The organism is Qipengyuania atrilutea, from assembly GCF_013370205.1.
Taxonomy (GTDB): Bacteria; Pseudomonadota; Alphaproteobacteria; order Sphingomonadales; family Sphingomonadaceae; genus Actirhodobacter; species Actirhodobacter atriluteus.
In genome coordinates, this window is record NZ_JABWGV010000002.1 from 159102 (window position 1) to 182427 (window position 23326).

A 23326-nucleotide genomic window follows, 5' to 3' on the forward strand; every position below is an offset into this window, starting at 1 on the left:
GTCAGGTGCGGCGCGCGAGCATCGCAATGATGGCAAGGGGGGCAATTCCAGCGAGCAGCGCGGCGGCAAGATCGCGTGCGCCGTCCCCGGTCAGGCCGAGCACGAGGCCAGCTATCGTCGCGAGCGCGATCAGGAGCGGCAGGGCGAACACCTGCGCGGGACTGTGGCGAACGCGCTTCATGTGGCGGCGGCCGTCCTGAAGGTCGATCCGCCGGTGCGGATTTCCTCGATTCGGCGCTCGATATGACCGGGTTTACGGCGCAGCCACAGCAGGATGCCGGTCCACAGCACCCAGATCGTCGCGAGGGTGAGCGCCGCCCAAATGAGCTTCAGTGCCAGTCCGCCGTAATCGCCGAAGTGAAGCGGTTTCGACATCATCAAGGCCTGGTTGAGTGCCGGCATGGTGCGCGCGTCGGTCAGTGTGCCGGTTTCGGCATCGACCAGCGCCGGCGTGAGCAGGTGCTGCGTGACGGGGCGGTCGCCCTGGAAGAAGATCGCGTAATGATGGCCGGACGACCACGCTCCACCGGGAAAGCCGATGAACTGCGGGCTGCGGCCCGGCAGCGCCTCTTTCGCCGCTGCCATCGCCGCGTCGATCGAGCCGTAGTTTTCGGGCTCTAGCGGTTCGGCATCCGCATAAGCGGTTGTCATGCGCGCAACCTCTCCGTCGCGCCAGTTGTCGGTGAGCGGATCGGCGAAGGCGTTGATGGCCCCGGTAACCCCGACCACCAGCATCCAGGCGAACGCCACGATACCGATGAAGTTATGCTGATCGAGGCGGCGCACCCGGCTGCTACGGCTCTTGCGAACCGTGCCGAAATCGAGCTTGCGCATGAATGGCGCGTAGAGAACGACTCCCGATATCAGCGCCAGCACGAACAGTACCCCCATCGCACCGAGCAGCAGCATTCCAGGCAGCCCGAGAAACATGTCGGTATGAAGCTGGAGCAGGAAGTCCATCACCGTATTGGTCGGCGCCGGGCCGAGCGATGCCCCCGTATGACGATTGAGGAACAGCAGCGTCATGTCCTCCGGCACGGCGTCGGGCGTCGGCCCCATGGTGACCGTCAGCAGCGGGCTGTCCTGACTGAATGCCATGAAGAGCGGTACTTCGCCGGGCCGCTCCGCCTGCGCTTTCGCCAGCATGGTGTCGAGCGGCAGCCCCTCGTCCGCGGACGGCGCGCCCGCCAGCCGTTCGGCGGCATCGGCGCCCATCGCCGCGTCGATCTCGTCATGAAAGGTGAGCGGCAGTCCGGTAACGCACAGCATCAGCAGGAAAGCCGTGGGTATGAGGCTGCTCCATTTGTGGATCAGGTACCAGGTGCGGATCGCTCTGCGCGTCATGCGGCACCGGCTAGTGAGCGGCGCCGATTCCGTCAATGATAATCACTCGCAATAGCAGCACGAAACGCTTCAACCATTGCGCATGCGCGGATTTGAATTCCGCGCGGCTCCGTGCGAAGCGAGACGAATGAACCCTTCGCGCACGCCAAAAGCCTGGCATTTCGCAGTGGACCGGGGCGGCACCTTTACCGATGTCGTTGCGACCACGCCCGATGGAACGCTTGTCACCGACAAGCTGCTGTCGGAAAATCCCGGCTTTTACGATGATGCCGCAAGCGAGGCGGTGCGCCGCCTCATGGCGAGGCATGACGAGGGTCCGATCGCTGAGATCCGGATCGGGACGACGGTTGCGACCAACGCGCTCCTCGAACGCAAGGGAGAGCGGCTGGCTCTCGCGATCACGCGCGGCTTCAGGGATGCGCTGCGGATCGGCACACAGGCGCGGCCCGACATTTTCGCGCGGCACATCGTCCTTCCCGAGCAACTGCCGGCGACCGTGATCGAAATCCAGGAGCGGATAAGCGCGCAAGGCGAAGTGCTGTCTCCGCTGGATGAGAATGGCGCGCGCAGCGAGTTCGAACGTTTGAAGGCCGAGGGCTACGACGCACTCGCCATCGTGCTGATGCACGGCTGGAAATACCGCGGCCACGAAGAGCGGCTTGCTGCAATCGCGCGGGAGATCGGCTTCGCGCAGGTCAGCGTCAGTCATGAGGTTGCGCCGTTGATCCGCCTTGTGCCGCGCGGCGACACCACCGTGGTCGACGCCTATCTCTCGCCGGTGCTGAAGCGCTATACCGACGGGCTGGCGGCAGGCCTTCCGGAAACCGGCTCGCTGCGTTTCATGCAATCGAACGGCGGGCTGGCCGAAGTCGGTGCATTTCGCGGCAAGGACGCGATCCTCTCCGGCCCGGCGGGCGGCGTCGTGGGCATGGTTGCCGCGGGTGCGCCGCTCGGTCACACGAAACTCATAGGTTTCGACATGGGCGGAACGAGCACCGACGTAACGCACTACGCGGGCGAATACGAGCTGACTGGCGACAGCGTCGTCGCGGGCGTTCGGGTTGCGGCCCCCATGATGCAGATCCACACTGTCGCAGCGGGCGGCGGCTCCATCTGCAGCTTCGACAATTCGCGCTTCCGCGTCGGTCCCGAGAGCGCCGGAGCGGACCCCGGCCCTGCGTGCTACCGCAAGGGCGGCCCGCTGACGGTCACCGACTGCAATCTCTTTCTCGGACGTATAGACCCTGCCTTTTTCCCCACCGTGTTCGGGCCGAAGGGTGACGAACCGCTCGATCCTTCCGCCTCGAGGGCGCGGCTCGAAGAGATTGCCGGGCAGCTACCCGAGCCGAAGTCGCTCGAGGATATCGCCGAAGGTTTTCTCGCCATCGCGGTCGACAGCATGGCGAATGCCATTCGCAAGATCAGCGTCGCACGCGGCCACGACGTGACGACATACGCGCTCGCCAGCTTCGGCGGCGCGGGCGGACAGCACGCCTGCAAGGTCGCGGACGCGCTCGGCATGGAGACGGTGCTCGTCCATCCGCTCGCCGGCATCCTGTCGGCTTACGGTATTGGACTCGCTCCGGTGAAAGCCATTCGCGAAGTGAGCGTCGTGCGTCCGCTCGGCGACGATTTTGCGCGCGAGTTGGCGGCGCTTCAGGATGAGGCGCAAGAGGCACTGGCCGAGCAGGGTATCGCACCAGATACCATCAGCCTCGAAAGTAGGGCGCGGCTGCGCTTTACAGGCAGCGACAGCGTTATCGCGGTCCGCTGCGACGACCCGAAGGCGATGGACGCTGCGTTTCGCGAATTGCACCGCCAGCGGTTCGGCTATTCCGATGCCGATGCGGCCATCATGGTCGAAGCGCTGAGCGTCGAAGCCAGCGGCCATTCGGGCGGGCTTGGTCAAAGCAATGCGGAGCCGGTCGCCGCTTCCGGCGAGGCATCCGGCAATTGGCACACGCTCGAGCGTACGGCGATGACAGGCGGCACTCCCATTTCCGGGCCTGCGCTCATCATCGATCCCGGCTCCACCACCGTGGTCGAGTTCGGTTGGCAGGCCAACCTCGCGGAAGAAGGCAGCCTCGTCCTGACCCGGACGGAGGTCTTGCAGCGTGACCGCGCGGTGGGGACCGAGGTCGACCCGGTACGGCTCGAAATCTTCAACAACCTGTTCATGGCGATCGCCGAAGAAATGGGCGTGGTGCTTCAGTCCACCGCGACCAGCGTGAACATCAAAGAGCGGCTCGACTTCTCCTGCGCGCTGTTCGATGCGGAGGGCAGCCTGATCGCCAACGCGCCGCATATCCCGGTGCATCTCGGCAGCATGGGCGACAGCATCGCGCGGGTGATCGAGGCGCGCAGCGGCAGGGCGGACGGACGCGGCTTTCGGCGCGGCGATGCCTATGTGCTCAACGATCCCTACCGCGGCGGGACGCATCTGCCCGACATCACCGTTATCGTTCCGGTATTCTATGGCGAGGATAGCAGCGAGCCCGATGCCTTCGTTGCCGCGCGCGGCCATCATGCCGACATCGGCGGGATCGCGCCCGGATCGATGCCGCCCGAAAGCCGCCATATCGACGAGGAAGGGGTCATGATCGACAACTTCCTGCTGGTAGACGAAGGGACCTTCCGCGAAGATGCGATGCGCGAGGCGCTTGCCGCCGCGAAGCACCCCGTGCGCAACCCCGTGCGCAACCTCTCCGACCTGCGTGCGCAGCTCGCCGCCTGTACGCGCGGGAGCGAACTGCTCACCGGCGCCGCCCGCGATCAGGGCAGCGAGGTCGTCGCGGCCTACATGGCGCATGTCCTCGGCAACGCGGAGGAGAGTGTGCGCCGCCTCCTCGACCGGCTGACCGACGGCGAGTTCGCCTATCCGATGGACAACGGCGCGGTCGTCAAGGTCGCCATTCGCATCGACCGCATGGCGCGCTCTGCCGTATTCGACTTCACCGGAACGAGCGGTCAGCTACCCGACAATTTCAACGCACCGCGTTCGATCACGAGAGCGGCGGCGCTCTATGTGCTGCGAACGCTTATCGACGACGAAATACCGATGAACGACGGATGCCTCCGGCCGGTCGAACTGGTCGTGCCGGAAGGCTCGATGCTCAATCCGCGGCCGGGTGCCGCCGTGGTCGCGGGCAACGTCGAGACCAGCCAGGTCGTCACAGATACGCTGTTCGCCGCGACCGGCCGCCTCGCGCCGAGCCAAGGGACTATGAACAACTTCACCTTCGGCAACCGCGACGACCAGTATTACGAAACCATTTGCGGCGGGGCGGGAGCGGGACCGGACCACGGCGGGACGAGCGCGGTGCAAACGCACATGACCAACTCGCGGCTGACCGACCCCGAGATACTCGAAACGCGGCTGCCGGTCCGGCTGGAGCGGTTTGCCATTCGCAAAGGATCGGGCGGGAAGGGGGCATATCCCGGCGGCGACGGAGTGGAGCGGCGCGTGACGTTCCTAGAACCGATGCGCGCGAACATGCTTGCCAACCGGCGCGCGGTCGCTCCCAAAGGCATCTGCGGCGGGGGCGACGCCCAGCCGGGCCGCAACTGGGTGGAACGGGCGGACGGTTCGCGCAAAGAACTCGGGGCAACCGGGTCGGCAGAAATGAAGCCCGGCGATACCTTCGTCATCCTGACGCCCGGCGGCGGCGGATACGGGGAGGCGAAGGAATGAACTACTGGCCGCTGCTCGGCATCGCAATCGTCGTTGCCGGGTTCGCGCTGCGCTTCAATCCTTTGCTGGTCGTAGTCGTCGCGGCTTTGGCGACCGGCGTGCTGGCGGGGCTCGATCTCGTTTCGGTCATCGAAGCACTGGGCAGCGCCTTCAACGACAACCGCTACATCAGCGTCACCTGGATCATTCTTCCGGTGATTGGCCTGCTCGAACGATACGGCCTGCAGGAGCGCGCCCGTGCGGTTATTGAAAGCGTGCGCGGCGCGACCATGGCCAAGCTGCTCACTCTCTACCTCCTGTTCCGGCAGCTTACCGCCGCGCTCGGGATGAAGGACATCGGCGGCCATCCCCAAGCGGTGCGGCCGCTCGTCGCGCCAATGGCCGAGGCGGCGGCGGTCAAGTCGCACGGGGACATCCCGGAGGATGAGCGGCAGAAGGTACTGGCAATGGCCGCTGCGACCGACAATGTCGGTCTGTTCTTCGGCGAAGACATATTCTTCGCCATCGCTTCGATCCTGCTAATCCAAGGCGTCTTCGAGAGCGCCGGCTATCCGCTGACGCCGCTGCAATTGTCAGTCTGGGCGATCCCGACCGCGATCTGCGCCTTCGTCATTCACGGCTGGCGGATCAATGCGCTCGACCGGCGGATCGGCCGGATAGCAGGGAGCGCGAAGCCATGATCACTTACGAATGGCTGTACATTCTCGCAGGCGCTTTCTTCGCGATCTGGTCCGTCCTGAGCCTGCGCGACCGACTGTGGGGCAATGCCGCCTTCTGGGGACTGCTTGCGGCAAGTTTCTTCTTGGGCAGCCATCTGTCCGACTTCACGAACGGATGCATCGTGCTGGCAATGGTCGGCATCGCAGGCGCCGGCGGTCTAAAGCGCAGCAATCCCGCCACAACGGACCCGAAGGAGCGCTTCGTGTTTTCCGAGACGTTCGGCAACCGGTTGTTCGTGCCGGCGCTAATCGTGCCGCTTACGGCAGTTGCGGGAACGCTGCTCTATAATTTTACGCCGTTTCGCGAGACCGGCCTGTTCGAAGAGCGGCGCGAGACTCTTCTTTTGTTCGGCATCGGGGTGCTGCTCGCACTTGCCGCGGCGATGGCATGGCTCAGGCCGCCGGTCATGGCACCGGCGGAGGAGGGGCGGCGGCTGCTCGATTCGATCAGTTGGGCGGCGATCCTGCCGCAACTGCTCGCGGCGCTGGGTGCGGTGTTCGCGCTGGCCGGTGTGGGCGAGATCATCGGCAGCATGGCGAACGAGATAATTCCGGGCGGCAGCGTATTCCTGACCGTGGTTGTCTTCTCGCTGGGCATGGCGCTGTTCACCATGATCATGGGCAATGCCTTTGCCGCTTTCCCGGTCATGGCAGCAGCGATCGGCATCCCGCTACTAGTCGAGGACTACGGCGGCAATCCGGCAGTCATCGGGGCGGTCGGAATGCTCGCCGGCTTCTGCGGCACGCTGATGACTCCGATGGCAGCGAACTTCAACATCGTGCCCGCCGCGCTGCTTGAGCTTAAGGATCAGAACGGCGTCATCCGTCAGCAGATCGGGACCGCGATTCCGCTGTGGGTGTGCAATGTGGCGATCATCTATGTAGCAGGCTTCGTGCTATGGAACTGACCGAAGATATCGCCCGCCGCTTTGCACGAACTGCGCTCGGCCATGTTGCTCGTCCCTACCCTTACAAGGACGACCATGTTTACACCGGCGACGACGACGTGCGTCCGCCGCGCGAGGCGCATCCCGTCTTTTTCGGCAGCTACGACTGGCATAGCTGCGTCCACGGATGGTGGACCCTGCTGACGCTGCGGAGACTCTATCCGGCCATGCCCGAAGCGAAAGAGATCGCCGCGTTGGCCGAAAAGACATTTACGCCGGAGAAGATCGCTATCGAACGTGCCTATCTGGACCGGCCGGAAGCGCGGGGGTTCGAACGTCCCTACGGCTGGGCGTGGCTCCTCTACCTTCATCTGGAGGCAGAGCGTCACGGCGACCGCGACTGGGCAGGGCGTCTCGAACCCTTGGCGCGCGCGTTCGGCAGCCGGTTTCCCGGTTATCTGGACGTGCTGACCTACCCGATTACGGTCGGCACGCATTTCAATACCTCGTTCGCGCTGACGCTCTCGCGCGAATGGGCGGAGCGACACGACGACACATTGCTCGCTGCGATCGACCGCTGGGCGCAGTCGGCATTTGCCGAGCGAAGCGATTACCGCGGGTGGGAGCCGGGCGGCGACGAGTTCCTGTCACCAGTGCTTTCGGCAGCCATGTTGATGAGCCGCATCATGGAGCGGGAGCAGTTTGCGCCGTGGCTCGACGCATTGGTGCTCGGCAACGGCTGGATCGAGCGGGAGTGTCACCCCGTAACCGTCAGCGACCGGAGCGACGGCAAGATCGCGCACCTGGACGGTCTCAACCTGAGCCGTGCGTGGCATCTGCAGGTCATCGCCCGCAAGCTCGGCGCGCACCCTGCGGCGTCGATGCTCGATACACGGGCCGACGCGCATCTGGCAGCCGCGCTTCCGCACGTAACCGGCGATTACATGGGCGAGCACTGGTTGGCGAGCTTTGCGCTGCTCGCGTTTTTGGCGAGTGAAGCTTCAGCAAAGCCGGGCAGCCAATCGCCGAATGACGAGTAAAACGTAGAAAAGTTGAAAGGTCGGTACGCTATTAACTTGTGATTGCTAATTAACCGTGGAAATAGATTTTTAGCAAATGATTGTCATACAAATGTCATGATGCAGGCGAGGGACATGGCCACAGTTTGCCGCAACAACGTCAAAAGCGTGCTCGTCGTCGAAGACGAAGCGCTCATCTTGTTCGACATCAGTTCCGCATTGGAAGATGCGGGTTATGACATCGCCGGGGAAGCGGTTTCGCTGGCGGACGGCTGGCGGATCGCCGATCAGGGCGAGCCAGGGGTTGCCGTACTGGACATCAACGTCGGCAGCGAAACGGTCTGGCCGCTTGCGCGCCACCTCGCCGCGAAAGGTGCGGCACTGGTGTTCGTCAGCGCAAATCTGCACCATGACGAGCTCAAGACCGAATTCGCGTGCTGGCCTCGCCTCGAAAAGCCGGTGCGCTGCGGCCAGCTGGTCACCGCGATCGAAGCGGCTACGGCAGGCGCAGTCCGCTAAAGCGCGAACCGCAAGGCACGCCGGTACCCTCCGTCGACCTTTTCCCCGCTGATTTCGCCGTTCAGCTGTTTCGTCGTCACTTCGACGAGCTTCGATCCGAACCCGGCAGCGCCGTCGCCTGCACTCGATCCGCCTTCCTCGCGCCAGTCGATGGCCAGCGCGCCGTGCTCCAGAGACCAGTTGACCGTCAACTGTCCGTCGGGAACCGATAGCGCTCCGTATTTGGAAGCGTTGGTCGTCCATTCGTAAAGAATCATCGCCAGCGGGGTCAGCCTCGATACCGGAACTTCGACCGGCTGGCCCTCGATCGCGATGTTCTGGTTCGCGGCAGCCGGTTCGAGAACCGTGGCGATCAATTCGCTGAGCTGGACGCCCTCATCGGGCGTGTGCGAATTGGACGTAAGCGAATGCGAGCGTCCGAGCGCGTGGATGCGCGAACGCAGCGATTCTGCGAATTCGTCGAGATCGTCGGCCTCGCGGCGAACCAGCGCGACCATCGCGGCGATCACCGCGAACAGGTTCTTCACCCGGTGGTTCATCTCGCGCAGCAGCAATTCGCGTTCTTCGAGAAGCTGGCGCTCGGAGGTGATGTCGTAGGTTACGCCGATGAACTTGTTCTTTTCTCCGTTCACGATCCGGCGGCCAAGGCCGTGCAGCCACCGCTCCCCGCCGTTCTTCAGCGGCAGGCGGAAGGTTTCGTCGAAGTCCCTCTTGCCGTCCATCGCCAGACGCAGCGAGCTGTTGATCCGGTCGCGGTCCTCTACCGGAAGCTTGGCGAGGATCGGCCCCATCTCGTCGCCTTCCTCTTCTTCCAGTTCGAACAACTCGCGCTCTTTCGCGTCGAGCACGGTCCTGTCGGTCGACGGTTCGTATTCCCAGATCCCGACCTTCGAGACTTCCAGCGCGAGGCGTAGCCGTTCGCGTTCCTCTCGCAGTTCCTGCTCCATTCGCAGGGCCTCGGTTACGTCGGTGAAAATAAGCGTCGCGCCGTCGATCGTCCCGTCCAGGCGCCGGTAGGGAATCACCCGAGCAAAATATTCGCTGCTGCCGTCGTTCAAGCGCGTGCGATATTCGGACGTCTGGCCTTCAGCGGCCGCGGCTCTCGCCGGTTTCAGGTAATCCTTGTCCTCGAGCCTGGTCGAAAGTTCTGAGAGGGGGCGGCCGATGTCGTGGTCGTCGATGGGAAAGACTTCGGCGGCGGCATCGGTGAAGCTTCTGAGGCACAGGTTCGCATCGACCACCAGCACCATCAGTTCGGTCGTATCGAAGAAATTCTTGAGGTCGGAGTTCGCGACGACGACCTGGTCGACCTTCGTCTTGAGCTCGTCGTTGACGGTCGTGAGCTCCTCGTTCGTCGACTGAAGCTCCTCGTTCATCGACATCATTTCTTCGTTGGAGCTCTTCAGCTCCTCGTTCGTGGTCTCCAGTTCCTCGACCGTCGAGCGCAAGCGGTGGCGGGTGGTCTGCAGTTCTTCCTCAAGAAACTGCAGCTGCCCGTCGCCCGCCTCGAACTCTTCCGCGTCTTCGTTTTCGAACGGTTTGAGCGCGCCCGTCTCCTTGATGACGATCAGATAGCCGCTGTCGCTGACCGGCTCGCACAGGACCGAGACGGCAATCGACCCGTATTCGGTGACGATTTCGAGATCGCGCGTGATGACGCGGTTCTGACCGTCCACGACCTTGCGCAGCATCGGGCCGATCGTTTCGCGCAGGCCCGGCCGGGCCAGGGTCGGCACGTGGACGTGTCGCTCCATCCGGTCCGGAAATTCGAGGAACTTGCCCGCCGCGCCCCATTTCTGGATCAGCACGCCTTCCTCGTCCACCAGCAGGCTCACGGGCGCATAGCGTTCCGCCAGACGCCTCAGCGCGGCGATTTCAGGCGATTTGGTCGTGCTCCCGTTATCTTCGCTGCTCTGACGCCGCTGCCGACGCTTGGCATAGACCGGTGCGGTCTGCCGCCCGATCTGGAGCGAGTAATTGCTCTTCACGTTCTTGCGGCGGAAAATCTTGGCGCGCTGGTTGACGGTGTCGAACAGGTCTTCGAACCGCCCGATCCCTTCCGACGTACCGAGGAACAGGAAACCGCTGTCGCGCAGTGAGAAATGGAACAGCGGCAGGACCTGCTTCTGCAGCGTGTCGTCGAAATAGATCAGCAGGTTGCGGCACGAGATCAGGTCGATCTTCGCAAACGGCGGATCGCGCACGAGGTTGTGCACGCTGAACCGCACCATGTCCCTGATCTGCGGGACCATGGTGAACGTATCGGCATTCCCGATGACGTAGCGGTGCTGATATTCGATCGGTATGTCGCCCAGCGCCGAGAGCGGATAGTTGGCCGATCGCGCAATATCGAGCATCTTGTCGTCGATATCCGTCGCGAAGATCTGCACATACGGGCGCGTCTCGTTGCGGCGCATGGCTTCTGCGAAGAGGATCGCGAGCGAGTAGGCTTCCTCGCCGCTCGACGCGCCCGGCACCCAGATGCGGATTTCCTGCCCGTCGCGCGACAGCTTGACCAGTTTGTCGATGGCGACCTGATTGAGCGCGTCGAACTCGTCGCTGTCGCGAAAGAACTGCGTCACGTTGATGAGCAGGTCCTGGAACAGCGCCTGGCACTCGTCCTCGTCGCTGCGGATGCGCGTGATGTAGTCCTGCGCGTCGCTGATGGAGAGCACCTGCATTCTGCGGGCGACCCGCCGCGTCATCGTCGAACGCTTGTAGCGCGAGAAATCGTGCCCGACTGCATTGCGCAGCACGTCGCACAGATCGTCGATGTGATCCGTGACTTCGCCCGCCTCACTGTCGAGGTCCGTATCTCTGGCGCGCGAGAAGAAACTGTGGAGCGCCTCGATGACGTCCGATGGCTCGGCAACGACATCGACGAGGCCGGTGCTGATGGCGGATACCGGCATTCCGTCGTAGCGTGCGGTTTCGGGTTCCTGCGCGATCGCAAGCCCGCCGAGTTCCTTGATCGCGCGCAGTCCGCGGCTGCCGTCGGCACCGGTACCCGACAGAATGACGCATGCCGAAAGCTGCTTGCGGTCCTGCGCGAGGCTTTCAAAGAAATCGTCGATGGGTCGGCGCTGCCCGCGCGGGTCGGAGAACTCGGTGAGCTGCAACGCGCCGCCTTCGATCGCGAGGCCGTGGCCCGGCGGAATGACGTAGATGTGATCGGCCTCAAGCGCTTCCCCGCCCTCGGCCTGCGTGACCTTCATGTCGGTGTACCGCTCGATCAGCTGCGCCATCAGCGATTCATGCGTAGGGTCGAGGTGTTGGACGATCACGAACGCCAACCCGGTCCGTCCGTCATACGCCTGGAAAACTTCCCGTATCGCTTCCAGCCCGCCCGCAGACGCGCCGATTCCGACGACCGGAACGGTTGGGAACGGGGTTGTCACTGTCTGCTTTCCGCCTGCCCGACGCGCGTTTTTGCTATCAGCGAGTGGCTCGATGCGAGCGACTGATAGGTGCCGAGAACGATCATCCCGTGCTCGCCGGCGAGACTGCCGATGTTGACGATGTCCTGCTTCAGCGCTTGGTCGAACATATCGACCGCGTTCGCGCTCTTGCCGCTAATGTTGAACTGCGAACCGAGGACATAGGTCACCTTGCCGCCCCGTTTGAGCTTGGTCATGTAAACGAGATTCAGGAACTCCCCCCCGCTGCGGGTCACGTTGGGGACGACGAACTTCTCTTCCTCTACCGTCTCGTCCGTCAGGAATTGCCGCATCCGCGCGCGGACCGGGCCGGCCCCGCCCGAGGGCTGAAGAAAACGGCAGTTGCGGTCGAGCGCATGCTCTGGCTCGTAGCCGGTCATCTCGCAGAACCCGTCGTTGACGCCGATCAGCGGCGCATCGGGCAGGGTCATGTCCGCGAGGGTAAGGGAAATGCGGCTCTTCTCGAACGCGCGTTCCAGCCCGATTGCAGCAGGATCAGCCTGTTGTGACCAGTGCATTCTTCAGTCGATCCTTTGCGATACCGAGCATCCCCTTAAGCAGTAGGATGACAAACAACAAGAAAACAGCCGCTACGCCAAGCAGACCCGTAGCCACGCAGTGATCTATGTCAGAAAGCTACGTCGCCTTGCGTGCGGCCTTGTCCGCTTTTCGCCGCAAGCGCTTCTGATGCATCGAGAGTTTGTGTCCTTCGATCAGCGTCGTATCCGCCATGACGGCGCCGCGTTCGCCCAGAGGCTGTTCGGGGCCGGTGGTTGAATCCTGCACCGTCTGCCGCTCCGCCTCGGCATTAATGAGTGCTCCGATAAGGATGCAGTAAGCGGACAGGAACAGCCACATCAGGAACACGACGATCGCCGAAAGCGAGCCGTAGGTGGCGTTGTAATCCGAGACGTAGGCGACATAGAGCGAGAAGCCGAACGAGATTCCGATGAACAGGAACGTGGCGAGCAGCGCTCCGGGCATGAGCCAGCGCCACTGCGCGGTCGCCCGATCGGGTCCGAAACGCATGATCGTGGCGAACCCCGTACTCGCGAGGAGGATGGCAAAGATCCAGGTCAGCAATTTGACGAAGAACTGCGCCACCGGCCCGATCAGGTCGGTGGACTGGGTCTGCAGCCATGCGAACAGGCTGCCGCTAGACACGCCGACGATCGCGATCCCGATCGCCGCCAGCGTCAGACTCGCTGCGCGCAAGGTGACCTGGATGATATTGCGCGTTTCGTGCTCTTCGTTGATGACGTTGAGCGCCGAAACGAGGCCGTTCGCGGCGCGCATTCCCCCGTAGACCGCGAAGAACAAAGCAACCGCTAGCGCGAAACCGGTCACGCTTGCGTTAGTCGTGACGACGCTGACGAGCTGTTCCTCGATAAGCGTGCTTGCATCGGCGGGCAGAACGTCGGTCAGTCCGGCCATCTGCCGCTGTACCGTTTCCACGTCTCCGACGAGGCCGTAGATCATCACGGTGGCGGCGATGAGGGGGGTGATCGACAGGAAGGTGAAGAAGGCAACACCGGCCGCCAGCAGGTTCAGATTATGGAAACCTGCCATTACCCAGGTCCGCTTCAAGACCTGCACCCAAGCCTTGCGCGGCATCTTCCACGGCGATTTTGACCTTGCGCCGGGCGTCTGTATCGGCGAGATATCGTCTTCGTTCTGTGGGACTTGCTGGTTAACGGCCTTCTGGGAAGGGGTATCGGAAGTATCTTCAGGCGACATGGCGTTCCCGTGCCACGGACAAGGGTCGAATACAATGCGCGGGCGTCGTCCCTCAGCTTTTAGCCTTTCTGGAAAACGTGCGCTCATGGCGGGTGCAGCGGCCTGCGCGCTGCTCGCTTTGCCCGCCCATGCGCAGAAGGCCGGGTCCGAGGACGAGGCGGAAATAGACGTGCCTGCCCCGCCGCCTGGCGCGAACCTGCCACAGATCGAGCCGGTCATTACCGAGGACGAGTTCGAGAGCGAAATTCCTCCACTGGACGTCGATGAAGACCCCGAACTCGACGGACCGCTCGAATCGATCGAGGCGTTCGAACGGCGACTTGCGGCAGAAGCGGCTGACGAAGCCGATGCAGACCCCCAGGACGGGCAGGCAGCGCCGCTCGGCGATCCGGCACTGGCGGACGGCGATGCTACCGAAGAGATCGGGGACGCGCCGATCCGCGATGCCGAACTGACCGCGCCGCTGCCGCCGATCGACGCCTTCGAAGTCGATCCGGTCGAGTTCGCCGAAGCCGAAAGCGACCAGGAAGTCCTCGAAGTTCGCTACGAAACCGTTCTCACCGGAATCGAAGAGGCGAACGAGGAAACCGAGGCCGGCATCCGCGCGATGTTCAACAGCCTGTCCGCCTTGCGTGAGGGAGACGGCACGGCGGCGAACATCGCGCAGGTCGCCGCGCGGCTGGAGGAAGACAGCCGCCTGATCGAGCGCATTCTCGCCTCCGAAGGCTGGTACAATGCCAGCGTCGAAACGCGCATCGACCGCTCCGAGGAAGCGGACGGCCAGCCGCTGACCGCGGTAATCGATGTCGCGACCGGCGCGCGCTACACTTTCGCCGAGATCAATGTCGATGCCGACCCGACCGTCCCCGACACGCTGATCGCGGACAACTTCGCGCTCGAAGTCGGCGAGCCGATCATCGCGACACGGGTGCAGGCCGCCGAAGCGCAGCTCGCGGTCGCCTTGCCGGAGAACGGCTATCCCTTCGCCGAGATCGGCCAGCGGGACATATTGCTCGATCAGGATACCGAAGACGGGGTGTACACGCTCCCGGTCGATACCGGACCGCGCGCCCGGTTCGGCGGTATCACTACGAGCGGCGATCTCGCTTTCGATGCCGAGCACGTCGATACCCTCGCGCGGTTCGAGCGCGGCGAACTGTACGACAGCCGTCTCGTAGACGATCTCAGACAGGCACTGGTCGCGACCGGCCTGTTCAACACGGTTTCCGTCCAGCCCGAACGCACGGGCGAGGATGCGGGCGAGGGAACCGAGTTCGTGACCGTCGAGGTCGAGCAGAATGCCGGTCCGCCGCGAACCATCGCGGGAACGGCCGGCTACGGTACTGGTGAAGGCTTTCGCGTGTCCGGCAGCTGGACGCACCGCAACCTCTTCCCGCCGGAAGGTGCGCTGATCGGCTCGGCGATCCTCGGCACCAAGGAACAGGGACTGAGCGCCACCTTCCGCCGCTCGAACGCCGGACAGCGCGACCGCACCTTCGCCATCGTCGCCGAAGCGCTCCACAGCGATTACGACGCGTTCGAGGCCTTCACCGGCCGCCTGGCCGCGCGGGTCAGCTACGATTCGACGCCAATCTGGCAGAAAACGCTCACCTACGCATACGGGGTGCAACTGCTCGGTACGGTCGAAGAGGCGTTCAATCCCGAAACGCAGATGCGGGAAGACCGCACCTATTTCATCGGCGGATTGCAGGGGCAACTCGGTCTCGATTTCACCGACAGCCTGTTGAACCCCACCGAGGGCTTTCGCCTGACGACGCTGATCGAACCGGAAGGTTCGCTGCAGGACGGCTTCACGCCTTATGTGCGCGCCCGCGTCGATGGCTCGGCCTATTACCCGGTCGGCGATTCGCTGGTGGTCGCAGGACGCATTCGCCTTGGCACGATCCAGGGCATCGACCGCTTCGACCTTGCTCCTTCGCGCCGCTTCTACGCGGGCGGCGGCGGTTCCGTGCGCGGTTTTGCCTATCAGGATCTCGGGCCGCAATCGATCGAGCCCAATCCGCGCTTCGACCCCGACGATCCGGACGAGGACCGCGATCCCTTCATCCAGCGCCCGCTCGGCGGACGCAGCGTGAACGAACTCGCCGCCGAGGTTCGCTACCGCTTCGGCAATTTCGGGGTCGTCGGCTTCGTCGATGCGGGACAGGTCTACGAAGATACCATCCCGGACTTTTCGGGCCTTCGCTACGGCGTGGGTATCGGCGGGCGCTATTACACCAATTTCGGGCCGCTGCGCGTCGATATCGCCACGCCGCTCGATCGCCGCGAAGGTGAGCCGCTGATCAACGTATACGTCTCCATCGGGCAGGCGTTCTGATGGTCGATAGCGTCCAGACCGTGCCCGAGGACGATTACGATGCTCCCGAAGAGCATGAGGAAACGCGCAAGCACCGCAACTGGCCGCTGATTATCGCGAAGTGGGTGGGTATTGTTCTGCTCGGCATCGCGGCGCTGGTGGCGCTCCTGCTGCTCGGGCTCAATACCGGGCCCGGCAAGCGCTTCATCACCGACCAGATCCAGGGTCTCGAGATGGAATCGGGCCTATCCATCGGCATTGGCCGGATCGAGGGTTCGATCTACGGCGCGATGACGATCCACGACCTGACGCTGTCGGATCCCAAGGGCGTGTTCCTCACTTCGCCCGAAGTCGACGTCGACTGGCGCCCGTTCGCTTTCGTGGGCAACCACGTCGACATCCGCTCGCTGACGGCTGAGCGCATGACGCTGGAGCGGCTGCCCGAATTCAACGAGACCCCGCCGAGCGAAGAGCCGCTTCTGCCCGATCTCGACATCGATATCGGCGAACTCAGGATCGATCGCTTCATCGCCGAGGCGCCGGTTTCGGGCGAGCGGCGCGTGGCCTCGCTTGCTGGCGAAGCGCATATTTCCGACGGCCGCGCGCAGGTCCGGCTGAACGGGCAGACGATCGAAGGGCCGGGGCGTGCAGGCGGCGACCGGCTTGCGCTGGTGCTCGATGCGGTGCCCGAAGAGAACCGCCTCGCTCTCGATCTCGACCTGCAGGCGCCGGGCGACGGCGTGATCGCGGCACTTGCCGGACTGACCGAGCCGCTGTCGCTCGAAATTTCGGGCCGCGGCGACTGGGAAGCATGGAACGGCACGCTGGCTGCGAACCTGGCAGGCAGCGAGTTCGCACGGCTCGACCTCGCCGCGCGCGACGGTACCTTCGCCGTCGAGGGGCCGACCCGCATTGCGCGCCTGTTCGACGGACCAACTGCGGCGCTGCTCGGACCGGTTACCACCATCGACCTGTCCGCTACGCCCGAAGAGCGCCGCATCGATCTGGGCGGTTCGATATCGAGCGACGCTTTCCGGCTGAACACGGCAGGCATCGTCGACCTTTCCGACAATAGCTTCGACAATTTCAAGGCGACCTTCGCCCTGCTGCGGCCGTCGGTGCTCGCGGAGAACCTGAGCGGCAGCGGCCTTCGCGGGGTGCTGACCCTTTCAGGACCCTTCGCGACCCCGGTGGTCGATTACACCCTCAACGCCAACCGCCTCGTCATGAACGACATGGGGCTGGTCAATCTTACGGCCGAAGGCGAAGCGCGCATCGATTCCGATCGCATCGTGATACCCGTCGATGCCCGTATTGCGCGCATTACCGGACTCGACACCGTGGCGGGCGGTTCGCTCACCAACGTCAGGCTGGACGGCGAGGTGGCTATCGAGGGAACGCGCGTCCTGTCCGACGATATGCGTCTGCGCTCCGATCGGATCGACGCCAACCTCGTCCTGCTCGCCGATCTGTCGACCGGGCTCTACACCGGCGCGGTCGACGGCCGGATCGACAATTACCGGGTCGAAAGCGTCGGCATCTTCGACATCACGACCGACATCGACCTGCAGACCGAACGCGAGGGCTTTGCGCTCGAAGGGCGGGTTGGCCTGCGTTCACGCCAGATCGAGAATGAGAGCGTGCGCGACTTCCTCGGCGGCAATGCGGTCGCGGGTGCGGATATCCGCTACGGCTCCGACGGGCGCATCTTGTTCCGCAACCTGACGGTCGAGGCGCCGCTGGTGCGCGTGACCGGCGGCAGCGGTTCCTATTCTCCCGACGGCCAGATCGTGTTCAATGCGGATGCGCAGACGCAAGCCTACGGTGCAGTCGGCGTACGAGTCGCGGGAACGATCACCGATCCGCGCGCGAGCATCACGGCAGAGCGGCCCGATCTCGGTATCGGTCTCGCCAATCTGCGCGCGGACATCACCGGTGCGCCGGGCGGCTACCGCCTCGATGCAAGCGGCGACACCGATTACGGCCCGCTTACGGCGGATGTGGTGCTGGGAACAGGCAATCAGCTGACGCTCGATATCAACAGCGCCAATCTCGGCGGGATCGATTTCAGCGGATCGCTGCGCCAGCTTCCCGCCGGACCGTTTGCCGGGCGGCTCGATGCGAACGGCAATGGGTTCGAAGGCATCGTGCGCCTGAATGCACGCGGCCAGTATCAGGAGGCGCTCGTCAATCTCCGCGCCCGGAACGCGAACCTGCCCGGCCCGGCGCAGCTTTCGATCGGTTCCGCGATCATCGATGCGCGCGTGGTCCTTTACGATACGCCGCATGTCGTGGCCGAGGGCCAGATCGCTCAGGCCCGCTCCGGCGACTTTTTCATCAATGCCGCCCGCGCCGAAGTCGATTACCGCGGCGGGCGCGGTTCGGCCAAGGTGCTGGCCGAAGGAACGAGCGGGGTACCGTTCCGCGTCGCGCTCAATGCCGAGATGGAACCCGAATTATGGCGCGCGGCGATCCGAGGCCGGGCGCGGGGCATCACCTTCGCGACGCAGAACCCGGCGCGCATCATTCCGGGAGAGGGCAGCTACGAACTGCTGCCGACCCGCATCGACTTCGGCCAGGGCAATCTGCGCCTTGCCGGAACCTACGGCGACGGGATCAAGGTGCAGAGCCGGCTCGACAATCTCGACATGGCGCTGGTCAACGCCTTCGTGCCGGGCCTCGGCCTAAACGGCTCGGCCACCGGCAGCCTCGATTTCGCACAGGCGAATCCGAACGCATTCCCGCGCGCCGATGCCCGCCTCTCGATCAGCAATTTCACGCGCACGACGGCGGTGTCGGTCAGTCAGCCGGTCAATGTGAACTTCGTCGGAAAGCTGCTGGCCGATGGCGGCGAAGCGCGCGCGGTCATCCGCCGCCGCGGGTCGGTGATCGGGCGTATGAACGCTTCGCTGAATCCGTTGCCGCCCGGCTCTGGGCCGTGGCTAACGCGTCTGCTCGAAGCGCCGCTCGGCGGCGGCATCCGCTACAACGGCCCAGCCGATACGCTGTTCTCGCTTGCCGGCCAGCCCGACCAGCGGCTGTCCGGTCCGATCGGCGTGGCCGCGGACTTTTCGTGCCGCGTATCCGATCCGTGCCTCAGCGGGATCGTGCGAGCTAACAGCCTGACTTACGAGAACCAGACATACGGCACGCGCCTTTCCGACATGAAGATCAACGCGCGCTTCGACGGCAACCGGCTGGAGATCACGCAGCTTCAGGCGGCGGCGGGCGAGGGCACGGTCAGCGCCAGCGGTTATGTGGGGCTGGCCGCGGATAGCGGTTATCCAATCGACATCGACGTTCAGCTGCAGGATGCCCGCCTTGCGCGCAGCGACGCCCTGTCGGCGACGGCAACGGGTACCCTCTCGCTGACCAAGCGGGCGGGCGCCGATGCGTTGCTATCAGGCGAGATCCTGCTGCCCGAAACGCGGTACGAGATCGTGCGGCAGGGCGCCGCACAGGTTCCCGAACTCACCGGCGTGCGCTTCAAGCCGCCGAAAGGTCCGGCGCGGATCACCGGCGACGAGGAAGCGGAAACGCAGCCCGGGCTGTTCTCGCTGCTGCGGCTCGACATATCGCTGCGCGCGGCCGACGAGCTTTACGTCTCGGGCATGGGTCTCGAATCCGAATGGAGCGCGGCCTTCACGGTTTCCGGCACCAGCGCCGCGCCGACGATGGCGGGCGAGGTCGACCTCATCCGCGGGACGCTGAGCTTCGCGGGCCGTTCGTTCGAGCTCGTCGAAGGACGCGTGCAGTTCACCGGCGGGCGAACGATCGATCCTGTCATCTCGCTCACCGCGACCGAAGATATCGACGATGTCACGGTCAATGTGAACGTGACGGGGCGCGCGATGAACCCGCAGATATCCTTCTCCAGCGTTCCCGGCCTGCCACAGGACGAGATCGTCTCGCGCATCCTGTTCGGCAGTTCGGTCGGTAACCTCTCCGCGATCCAGGCGGTGCAGCTCGCATCATCGCTCAATTCGCTGCGCGGTTCGGGCGGCGGGCTCAATCCGCTGGGCAAGCTGCGCTCGGCCACCGGTATCGACCGGCTGCGCATTCTGGGCGCAGACGAAACGAGCGGCCGCGGGACGGCGCTCGCCGCGGGCCAGTACATCACGGACGACATCTATGTAGAGCTTGTCACGGATGCGCGCGGTTTCACCGCCACGCAGATCGAGATCAGCCTGACGCCGTTCCTGTCGATCCTCAGCCAAGCCGGCGGGTCGGGCGGAACGGATGTGAACGTCCAGTACCGCAAGAACTACTGATGCGGCGCGCTGGTGTTATGCTGACGCTGTTGCTCGCTCTCGCCGGCTGCAAGAGCGAGCCCGATTTCGACGAACGCTACGAGAAGGCGCAGAAGGAAATCGAGCAGACCGCGCGCGAGATCGAGCGCGATCTGGAGAAGGCGCGGAAAGACGCTGCCAAAGCCTCTCCCTCTGCTACGCCGGAGGCTGAAGAGGGCAGCGCTGCGGACGCGGCGAGCTAGTCGGGAATATGGCCCTGCCGCGGGGGAACGAAGCCCTGCGGTTCGGCCCATTGCTCAAGCGCTCCGATCCGGCGATCGGTTTCGCCCATCCACGCACCGCGCTGTTCGAGTGTGGTCTGTTGCCGCTCCACCACCTCGAGCGAGCGGTTGACCGTTTCGGAGAACTGACCGAACTCGTAGGCGAGGAAGATGAAGGGCAAAAGGTTCGCCGCAACGCCGCCGAACGCCCAGAGCTTGACCGAAGAGATGGCGGTCCTGATCTTCGCGTCGATCTTGTCGTCGACCTGCGCGCTCATCAGCGTCAGCACGGTATCGTCAGGCGTCACGTGAAAGACCGAGCGCGCCGCGCGCCTGATCTGTTCGCGGTCCGCTGCGCTCGCTTCCTTGTATTCGGTCATGATCCGGTCCTGCCTTGTGCGACTCGCTCGACATACCGCAGACGCTAAGATATCCAGGTTAAAGTAGGAAAGCTAATTAACCAGATAGGATAACAAGGCGCTGGCTGATGGCCCCGACCGTCCCGATGTTAAAATTCATGGTGACGACAGCCGCCGTATCGTTAATGCCGCTCCGTCATGAACCGGAGCGAACCTATCAGCCGCAAACCGGCCGGCAATGTCGTGCCGGGTAGCCCCGGTGCACCGTATCGCGGTCGCTCGGGAACGGATGCGAGCAAGAGTGCTACGCGGCCGCAGAGGAAGCTCTGGCCCCAGGCCGCGCAGGACGCTCCGCGGATCGGGATACTTCACAATCCGCGTAGCCACGGCAATCGCAAGGCGGCCGCGGGTCAGATCGAGAGCGTCGCGGACCGGGCGAACGTCGAATGCATCTCGCCCACGACGAGAAACGAGATCGGGCAAGCGCTGCTCGACTTCAAGCGCGGCGGCATCGACTATCTCATCGTCAACGGCGGCGACGGAACCGTGCGCGACATGCTGAGCGCGGGGCAGCGGATATTCGCGGACGGCTGGCCGCTGCTCGCGGTCATGCCGCGGGGCAAGACCAACGCGCTGACCGAAGACCTCGGAGTCCCGCGCGACTGGACTTTGGAACGCGCGGTCGATGCGATCGGTACGGCACCGGGCAAGCGGCGCCGGCCGCTGAAGATCGAGCGTATGGACGGCTCGATGCAGCCCGTCGCCGGCTTCATCCTCGGCGCAGGCGCATTCACGACCGGTATCCGTACAGCGCAGGACGCACACAAGCTAGGCGCGTTCGGAGGGCTCGCCGTGGCGCTCACGGCGATTTGGGGCGCCGCGCAGATGATCTTCGGAACGAAGCGCAATCGCTGGCGACGCGGTGTCGAGATGACGGTTGCGCTCGGCCCGGACCGGAAACCGATGCCGCATAGCGGGCACGGCGAAGCGGACCGGCGCAGCATTCTTGTCGCCACCAGCCTTCACAAGATGCCGATGGACCTGAAGGTTTTCGGCAATGCGCGCGATGGTCTGAAAATCGCGGCCATCGACCGCCCGCTCCGCAAGGTCTGGCTCTCGATGCCGGCAATCCTTGCCGGCTGGGAGCCCGACTGGCTTTCCGAAAGCGGCTTCCACCGCGTCGAGGCGGCCAGTTTCGAGCTGACGCTGGGCGACGAGTTCATTCTCGATGGCGAGGTCTTTCCGCCCGGCGCGTACCGCGTGTCGCTCGGCCCTGAGCTGACCTTCCGCACCGGATGACTGCGGCGGCTTCCGGTAATTCGGAACTCCAGCAGCGGATAGCGGAGCGCCTCGGCGCGACCGTAGCGCCCGAAGTCGCCAACTTCGGCGCGATGCTCGGTCGGGAAGCGGATGCCTGCGCCGTATTGTTCTACGGCTCGAACCTGCGCACCGGCTCGCTCGACGGCGTGCTCGACTTCTACGTCCTGCTGCCGGGCGCGCAGAAAGAACGTATCTGGCCGCGCATCGGATACCGCGAATGGACTGCGGGCGAGACGATGCTGCGCGCTAAGATTGCCGTCATGTCGCTCGAAAAGTTCGCCGCCGCCTGCCGCGGCGAAACGCGTGACACGACGATCTGGGCGCGCTTCGTGCAGCCGAGCGCACTTGTATGGTCCCGGGACGCAACCGCAACTGAGAGCGTGGAGAACGCGCTTACCGATGCGGCTGTCACCGCGGGCGAACTGGCTGCCGCTCTCGGTCCTGATAGCGGTACTGCAGAAGTCTTCTGGCAGTCCTTGTTCGAAGCCACCTACCGCGCGGAATTCCGGGTCGAGAAACAGGCGCGGGCCGGTTCGATCGTCGAGGCGAACCGGGCGCATTTCGCCGGGCTTCTGCCGCTCGCATGGGCCGCGGGCGGAATCGCCTTCGAAGATTGCGGGAAAGGGCTGCTGCGACCGCGACTGCCGGCCGATCGCAGAAGCCGTGTATTGCGCTGGTGGAACGCGCGACGCCGCCTCGGCAAACCGCTCAACCTCCTGCGGCTCGCGAAAGCCAGCACCACCTTCGAAGGTGCAGCGGACTACGCGGCTTGGAAGATCGAGCGGCATACGGGCACGCGGTTGGAGGTTACGCCCTTCCGCCGCAAATACCCGCTACTCGCTGCGCCGTCCGTGCTGTTCGCCCTCTGGCGGATCAAACGCGAACGGCGCTGAGCGCTTTACATGTAGCGCATCTGGATCGTGAGGCTCTGCGGCCCGTCGCCTACCTGAAAGCGGGTCTTCGTGTAACTTGGCTTGCCGAGGTTGAAGATGTTGATGCTCGGATTGTTCGACATCCCGCCGCCGTCCTGCGTAAGGTCAGTGCTGCCGTTGCCGTTCACGTCATGCCGCACGGCGATACCGTAGCTGCCTGGCCCCGGAAGCGGCATGCACACGCGCATCGTCCCGGCCGAGGCCGGTATCTCGATCCGGTTGAGCCACTTGCCCTTTTCGAGCCAGTCGGACTTCACCCCGCGGTACGCCTGTATCCGCAGCTTGCCCTTGCTCGCCTCGATATTGGTGATCGTAATGAGCGCGCTGGCACCCTTGCCGGGTGCGCAGGCTGCGCGGTTGTGCGCAATCTCGTTGCGATAATCGGTACCCGAACGGGCCTGTCCGATAGCGGGAGCGGTGAGGCCCAGTCCAAGCGCGGCGACCAAGCCCGCCGTCCTAAAAACGGTCGTTCCGAAAGTCATAATAAGCAAAACCCTGTCTAAGCGCGCAGTCGCACTGCGCCGTAAGTTACCCT

17 protein-coding genes are annotated in these 23326 nt (G+C 64.2%); 10 read left to right on the plus strand and 7 right to left on the minus strand.

Annotated elements, in window-relative coordinates:
* Window position 1 precedes the first annotated feature (1 nt).
* Entirely contained in the window at window positions 2-181 is a 180-nt protein-coding gene (locus HUV48_RS05840) for a hypothetical protein (RefSeq protein WP_176266861.1), read from the minus strand.
* Window positions 178-1344, minus strand: a complete 1167-nt coding sequence (locus HUV48_RS05845) for a PepSY-associated TM helix domain-containing protein (RefSeq protein WP_176266862.1) — start codon at window positions 1342-1344, stop codon at window positions 178-180. The genes HUV48_RS05840 and HUV48_RS05845 overlap by 4 nt, the downstream gene beginning before the upstream one ends.
* Window positions 1345-1471: 127 nt before the next feature.
* Here HUV48_RS05845 and HUV48_RS05850 point away from each other — a divergent pair, with 127 nt between their 5' ends.
* From HUV48_RS05850 to HUV48_RS05870, 5 genes are all read left to right on the plus strand, one after another.
* Window positions 1472-5035, plus strand: a complete 3564-nt coding sequence (locus HUV48_RS05850; protein WP_217906706.1) for a hydantoinase B/oxoprolinase family protein — start codon at window positions 1472-1474, stop codon at window positions 5033-5035.
* Window positions 5032-5715 (plus strand): DUF969 domain-containing protein, encoded by a 684-nt coding sequence (locus HUV48_RS05855; protein WP_176266864.1) that lies wholly within the window; start codon window positions 5032-5034, stop codon window positions 5713-5715. The genes HUV48_RS05850 and HUV48_RS05855 overlap by 4 nt, the downstream gene beginning before the upstream one ends.
* Window positions 5712-6662, plus strand: a complete 951-nt coding sequence (locus HUV48_RS05860; protein WP_176266865.1) for a DUF979 domain-containing protein — start codon at window positions 5712-5714, stop codon at window positions 6660-6662. The genes HUV48_RS05855 and HUV48_RS05860 overlap by 4 nt, the downstream gene beginning before the upstream one ends.
* Window positions 6653-7681: a DUF2891 domain-containing protein gene (locus HUV48_RS05865; protein ID WP_176266866.1), complete on the plus strand. Its 1029-nt coding sequence runs from the start codon at window positions 6653-6655 to the stop codon at window positions 7679-7681. Before HUV48_RS05860 ends, HUV48_RS05865 begins: the two co-directional genes overlap by 10 nt.
* A gap of 114 nt (window positions 7682-7795) precedes the next feature.
* The gene (locus HUV48_RS05870; RefSeq protein ID WP_176266867.1) at window positions 7796-8179 is read left to right on the plus strand and encodes a response regulator; all 384 of its coding nucleotides are present in this window, start codon (window positions 7796-7798) and stop codon (window positions 8177-8179) included.
* Here the strand turns inward: HUV48_RS05870 and HUV48_RS14605 are convergent.
* The 3 genes from HUV48_RS14605 to HUV48_RS05885 all read right to left on the minus strand — a co-directional run bounded on the left by HUV48_RS14605 (window position 8176) and on the right by HUV48_RS05885 (window position 13353).
* The gene (locus tag HUV48_RS14605) at window positions 8176-11577 is read right to left on the minus strand and encodes a chemotaxis protein CheB (RefSeq protein ID WP_176266868.1); all 3402 of its coding nucleotides are present in this window, start codon (window positions 11575-11577) and stop codon (window positions 8176-8178) included. The two genes, HUV48_RS05870 and HUV48_RS14605, sit on opposite strands and share 4 nt — an antisense overlap.
* On the minus strand, window positions 11574-12134 hold the full coding sequence (locus HUV48_RS05880) for a PAS domain-containing protein (protein WP_176266869.1): 561 nt from the start codon (window positions 12132-12134) through the stop codon (window positions 11574-11576). Before HUV48_RS05880 ends, HUV48_RS14605 begins: the two co-directional genes overlap by 4 nt.
* Window positions 12135-12252: 118 nt before the next feature.
* Window positions 12253-13353 carry a YihY/virulence factor BrkB family protein gene (locus HUV48_RS05885; RefSeq protein WP_176266870.1) on the minus strand — a complete coding sequence of 367 codons (1101 nt, stop codon included), beginning with the start codon at window positions 13351-13353 and terminating at the stop codon, window positions 12253-12255.
* Window positions 13354-13438: 85 nt separating this feature from the next.
* Between HUV48_RS05885 and HUV48_RS05890 the strand changes: the two genes are divergently transcribed.
* From HUV48_RS05890 to HUV48_RS05900, 3 genes are read left to right on the plus strand one after another with little or no spacing between them, the layout of a single operon-like run.
* Window positions 13439-15691: an autotransporter assembly complex protein TamA gene (locus HUV48_RS05890; RefSeq protein ID WP_225871556.1), complete on the plus strand. Its 2253-nt coding sequence runs from the start codon at window positions 13439-13441 to the stop codon at window positions 15689-15691.
* On the plus strand, window positions 15691-19941 hold the full coding sequence (locus tag HUV48_RS05895; protein ID WP_176266872.1) for a translocation/assembly module TamB domain-containing protein: 4251 nt from the start codon (window positions 15691-15693) through the stop codon (window positions 19939-19941). Before HUV48_RS05890 ends, HUV48_RS05895 begins: the two co-directional genes overlap by 1 nt.
* Window positions 19941-20162 carry a hypothetical protein gene (locus HUV48_RS05900; protein ID WP_176266873.1) on the plus strand — a complete coding sequence of 74 codons (222 nt, stop codon included), beginning with the start codon at window positions 19941-19943 and terminating at the stop codon, window positions 20160-20162. The genes HUV48_RS05895 and HUV48_RS05900 overlap by 1 nt, the downstream gene beginning before the upstream one ends.
* On the opposite strand, the gene HUV48_RS05905 is transcribed toward HUV48_RS05900, so the two are convergent.
* The gene (locus HUV48_RS05905) at window positions 20159-20560 is read right to left on the minus strand and encodes a hypothetical protein (protein ID WP_176266874.1); all 402 of its coding nucleotides are present in this window, start codon (window positions 20558-20560) and stop codon (window positions 20159-20161) included. The two genes, HUV48_RS05900 and HUV48_RS05905, sit on opposite strands and share 4 nt — an antisense overlap.
* A gap of 177 nt (window positions 20561-20737) precedes the next feature.
* Between HUV48_RS05905 and HUV48_RS05910 the strand changes: the two genes are divergently transcribed.
* Both HUV48_RS05910 and HUV48_RS05915 read left to right on the plus strand, forming a co-directional pair.
* Window positions 20738-21838, plus strand: a complete 1101-nt coding sequence (locus HUV48_RS05910) for a diacylglycerol/lipid kinase family protein (RefSeq protein WP_176266875.1) — start codon at window positions 20738-20740, stop codon at window positions 21836-21838.
* Window positions 21835-22752: a hypothetical protein gene (locus HUV48_RS05915; protein WP_176266876.1), complete on the plus strand. Its 918-nt coding sequence runs from the start codon at window positions 21835-21837 to the stop codon at window positions 22750-22752. The genes HUV48_RS05910 and HUV48_RS05915 overlap by 4 nt, the downstream gene beginning before the upstream one ends.
* A gap of 5 nt (window positions 22753-22757) precedes the next feature.
* On the opposite strand, the gene HUV48_RS05920 is transcribed toward HUV48_RS05915, so the two are convergent.
* Window positions 22758-23237 carry a DUF2141 domain-containing protein gene (locus HUV48_RS05920; protein ID WP_225871557.1) on the minus strand — a complete coding sequence of 160 codons (480 nt, stop codon included), beginning with the start codon at window positions 23235-23237 and terminating at the stop codon, window positions 22758-22760.
* Between the last annotated feature and the right edge of the window lie 89 nt (window positions 23238-23326).

Coding starts and splice junctions, on each gene's coding strand:
- HUV48_RS05890 (WP_225871556.1), top strand. CDS start 13,439: ATGGCGGGTGCAGCGGCCTGCGCGCTGCTCGCTTTGCCCGCCCATGCG.
- HUV48_RS05840 (WP_176266861.1), bottom strand. CDS start 181: ATGAAGCGCGTTCGCCACAGTCCCGCGCAGGTGTTCGCCCTGCCGCTC.
- HUV48_RS05900 (WP_176266873.1), top strand. CDS start 19,941: ATGCGGCGCGCTGGTGTTATGCTGACGCTGTTGCTCGCTCTCGCCGGC.
- HUV48_RS05905 (WP_176266874.1), bottom strand. CDS start 20,560: ATGACCGAATACAAGGAAGCGAGCGCAGCGGACCGCGAACAGATCAGG.
- HUV48_RS05870 (WP_176266867.1), top strand. CDS start 7,796: ATGGCCACAGTTTGCCGCAACAACGTCAAAAGCGTGCTCGTCGTCGAA.
- HUV48_RS05850 (WP_217906706.1), top strand. CDS start 1,472: ATGAACCCTTCGCGCACGCCAAAAGCCTGGCATTTCGCAGTGGACCGG.
- HUV48_RS05880 (WP_176266869.1), bottom strand. CDS start 12,134: ATGCACTGGTCACAACAGGCTGATCCTGCTGCAATCGGGCTGGAACGC.
- HUV48_RS05895 (WP_176266872.1), top strand. CDS start 15,691: ATGGTCGATAGCGTCCAGACCGTGCCCGAGGACGATTACGATGCTCCC.
- HUV48_RS05855 (WP_176266864.1), top strand. CDS start 5,032: ATGAACTACTGGCCGCTGCTCGGCATCGCAATCGTCGTTGCCGGGTTC.
- HUV48_RS05860 (WP_176266865.1), top strand. CDS start 5,712: ATGATCACTTACGAATGGCTGTACATTCTCGCAGGCGCTTTCTTCGCG.
- HUV48_RS05845 (WP_176266862.1), bottom strand. CDS start 1,344: ATGACGCGCAGAGCGATCCGCACCTGGTACCTGATCCACAAATGGAGC.
- HUV48_RS05915 (WP_176266876.1), top strand. CDS start 21,835: ATGACTGCGGCGGCTTCCGGTAATTCGGAACTCCAGCAGCGGATAGCG.
- HUV48_RS05865 (WP_176266866.1), top strand. CDS start 6,653: ATGGAACTGACCGAAGATATCGCCCGCCGCTTTGCACGAACTGCGCTC.
- HUV48_RS05910 (WP_176266875.1), top strand. CDS start 20,738: ATGAACCGGAGCGAACCTATCAGCCGCAAACCGGCCGGCAATGTCGTG.
- HUV48_RS05885 (WP_176266870.1), bottom strand. CDS start 13,353: ATGTCGCCTGAAGATACTTCCGATACCCCTTCCCAGAAGGCCGTTAAC.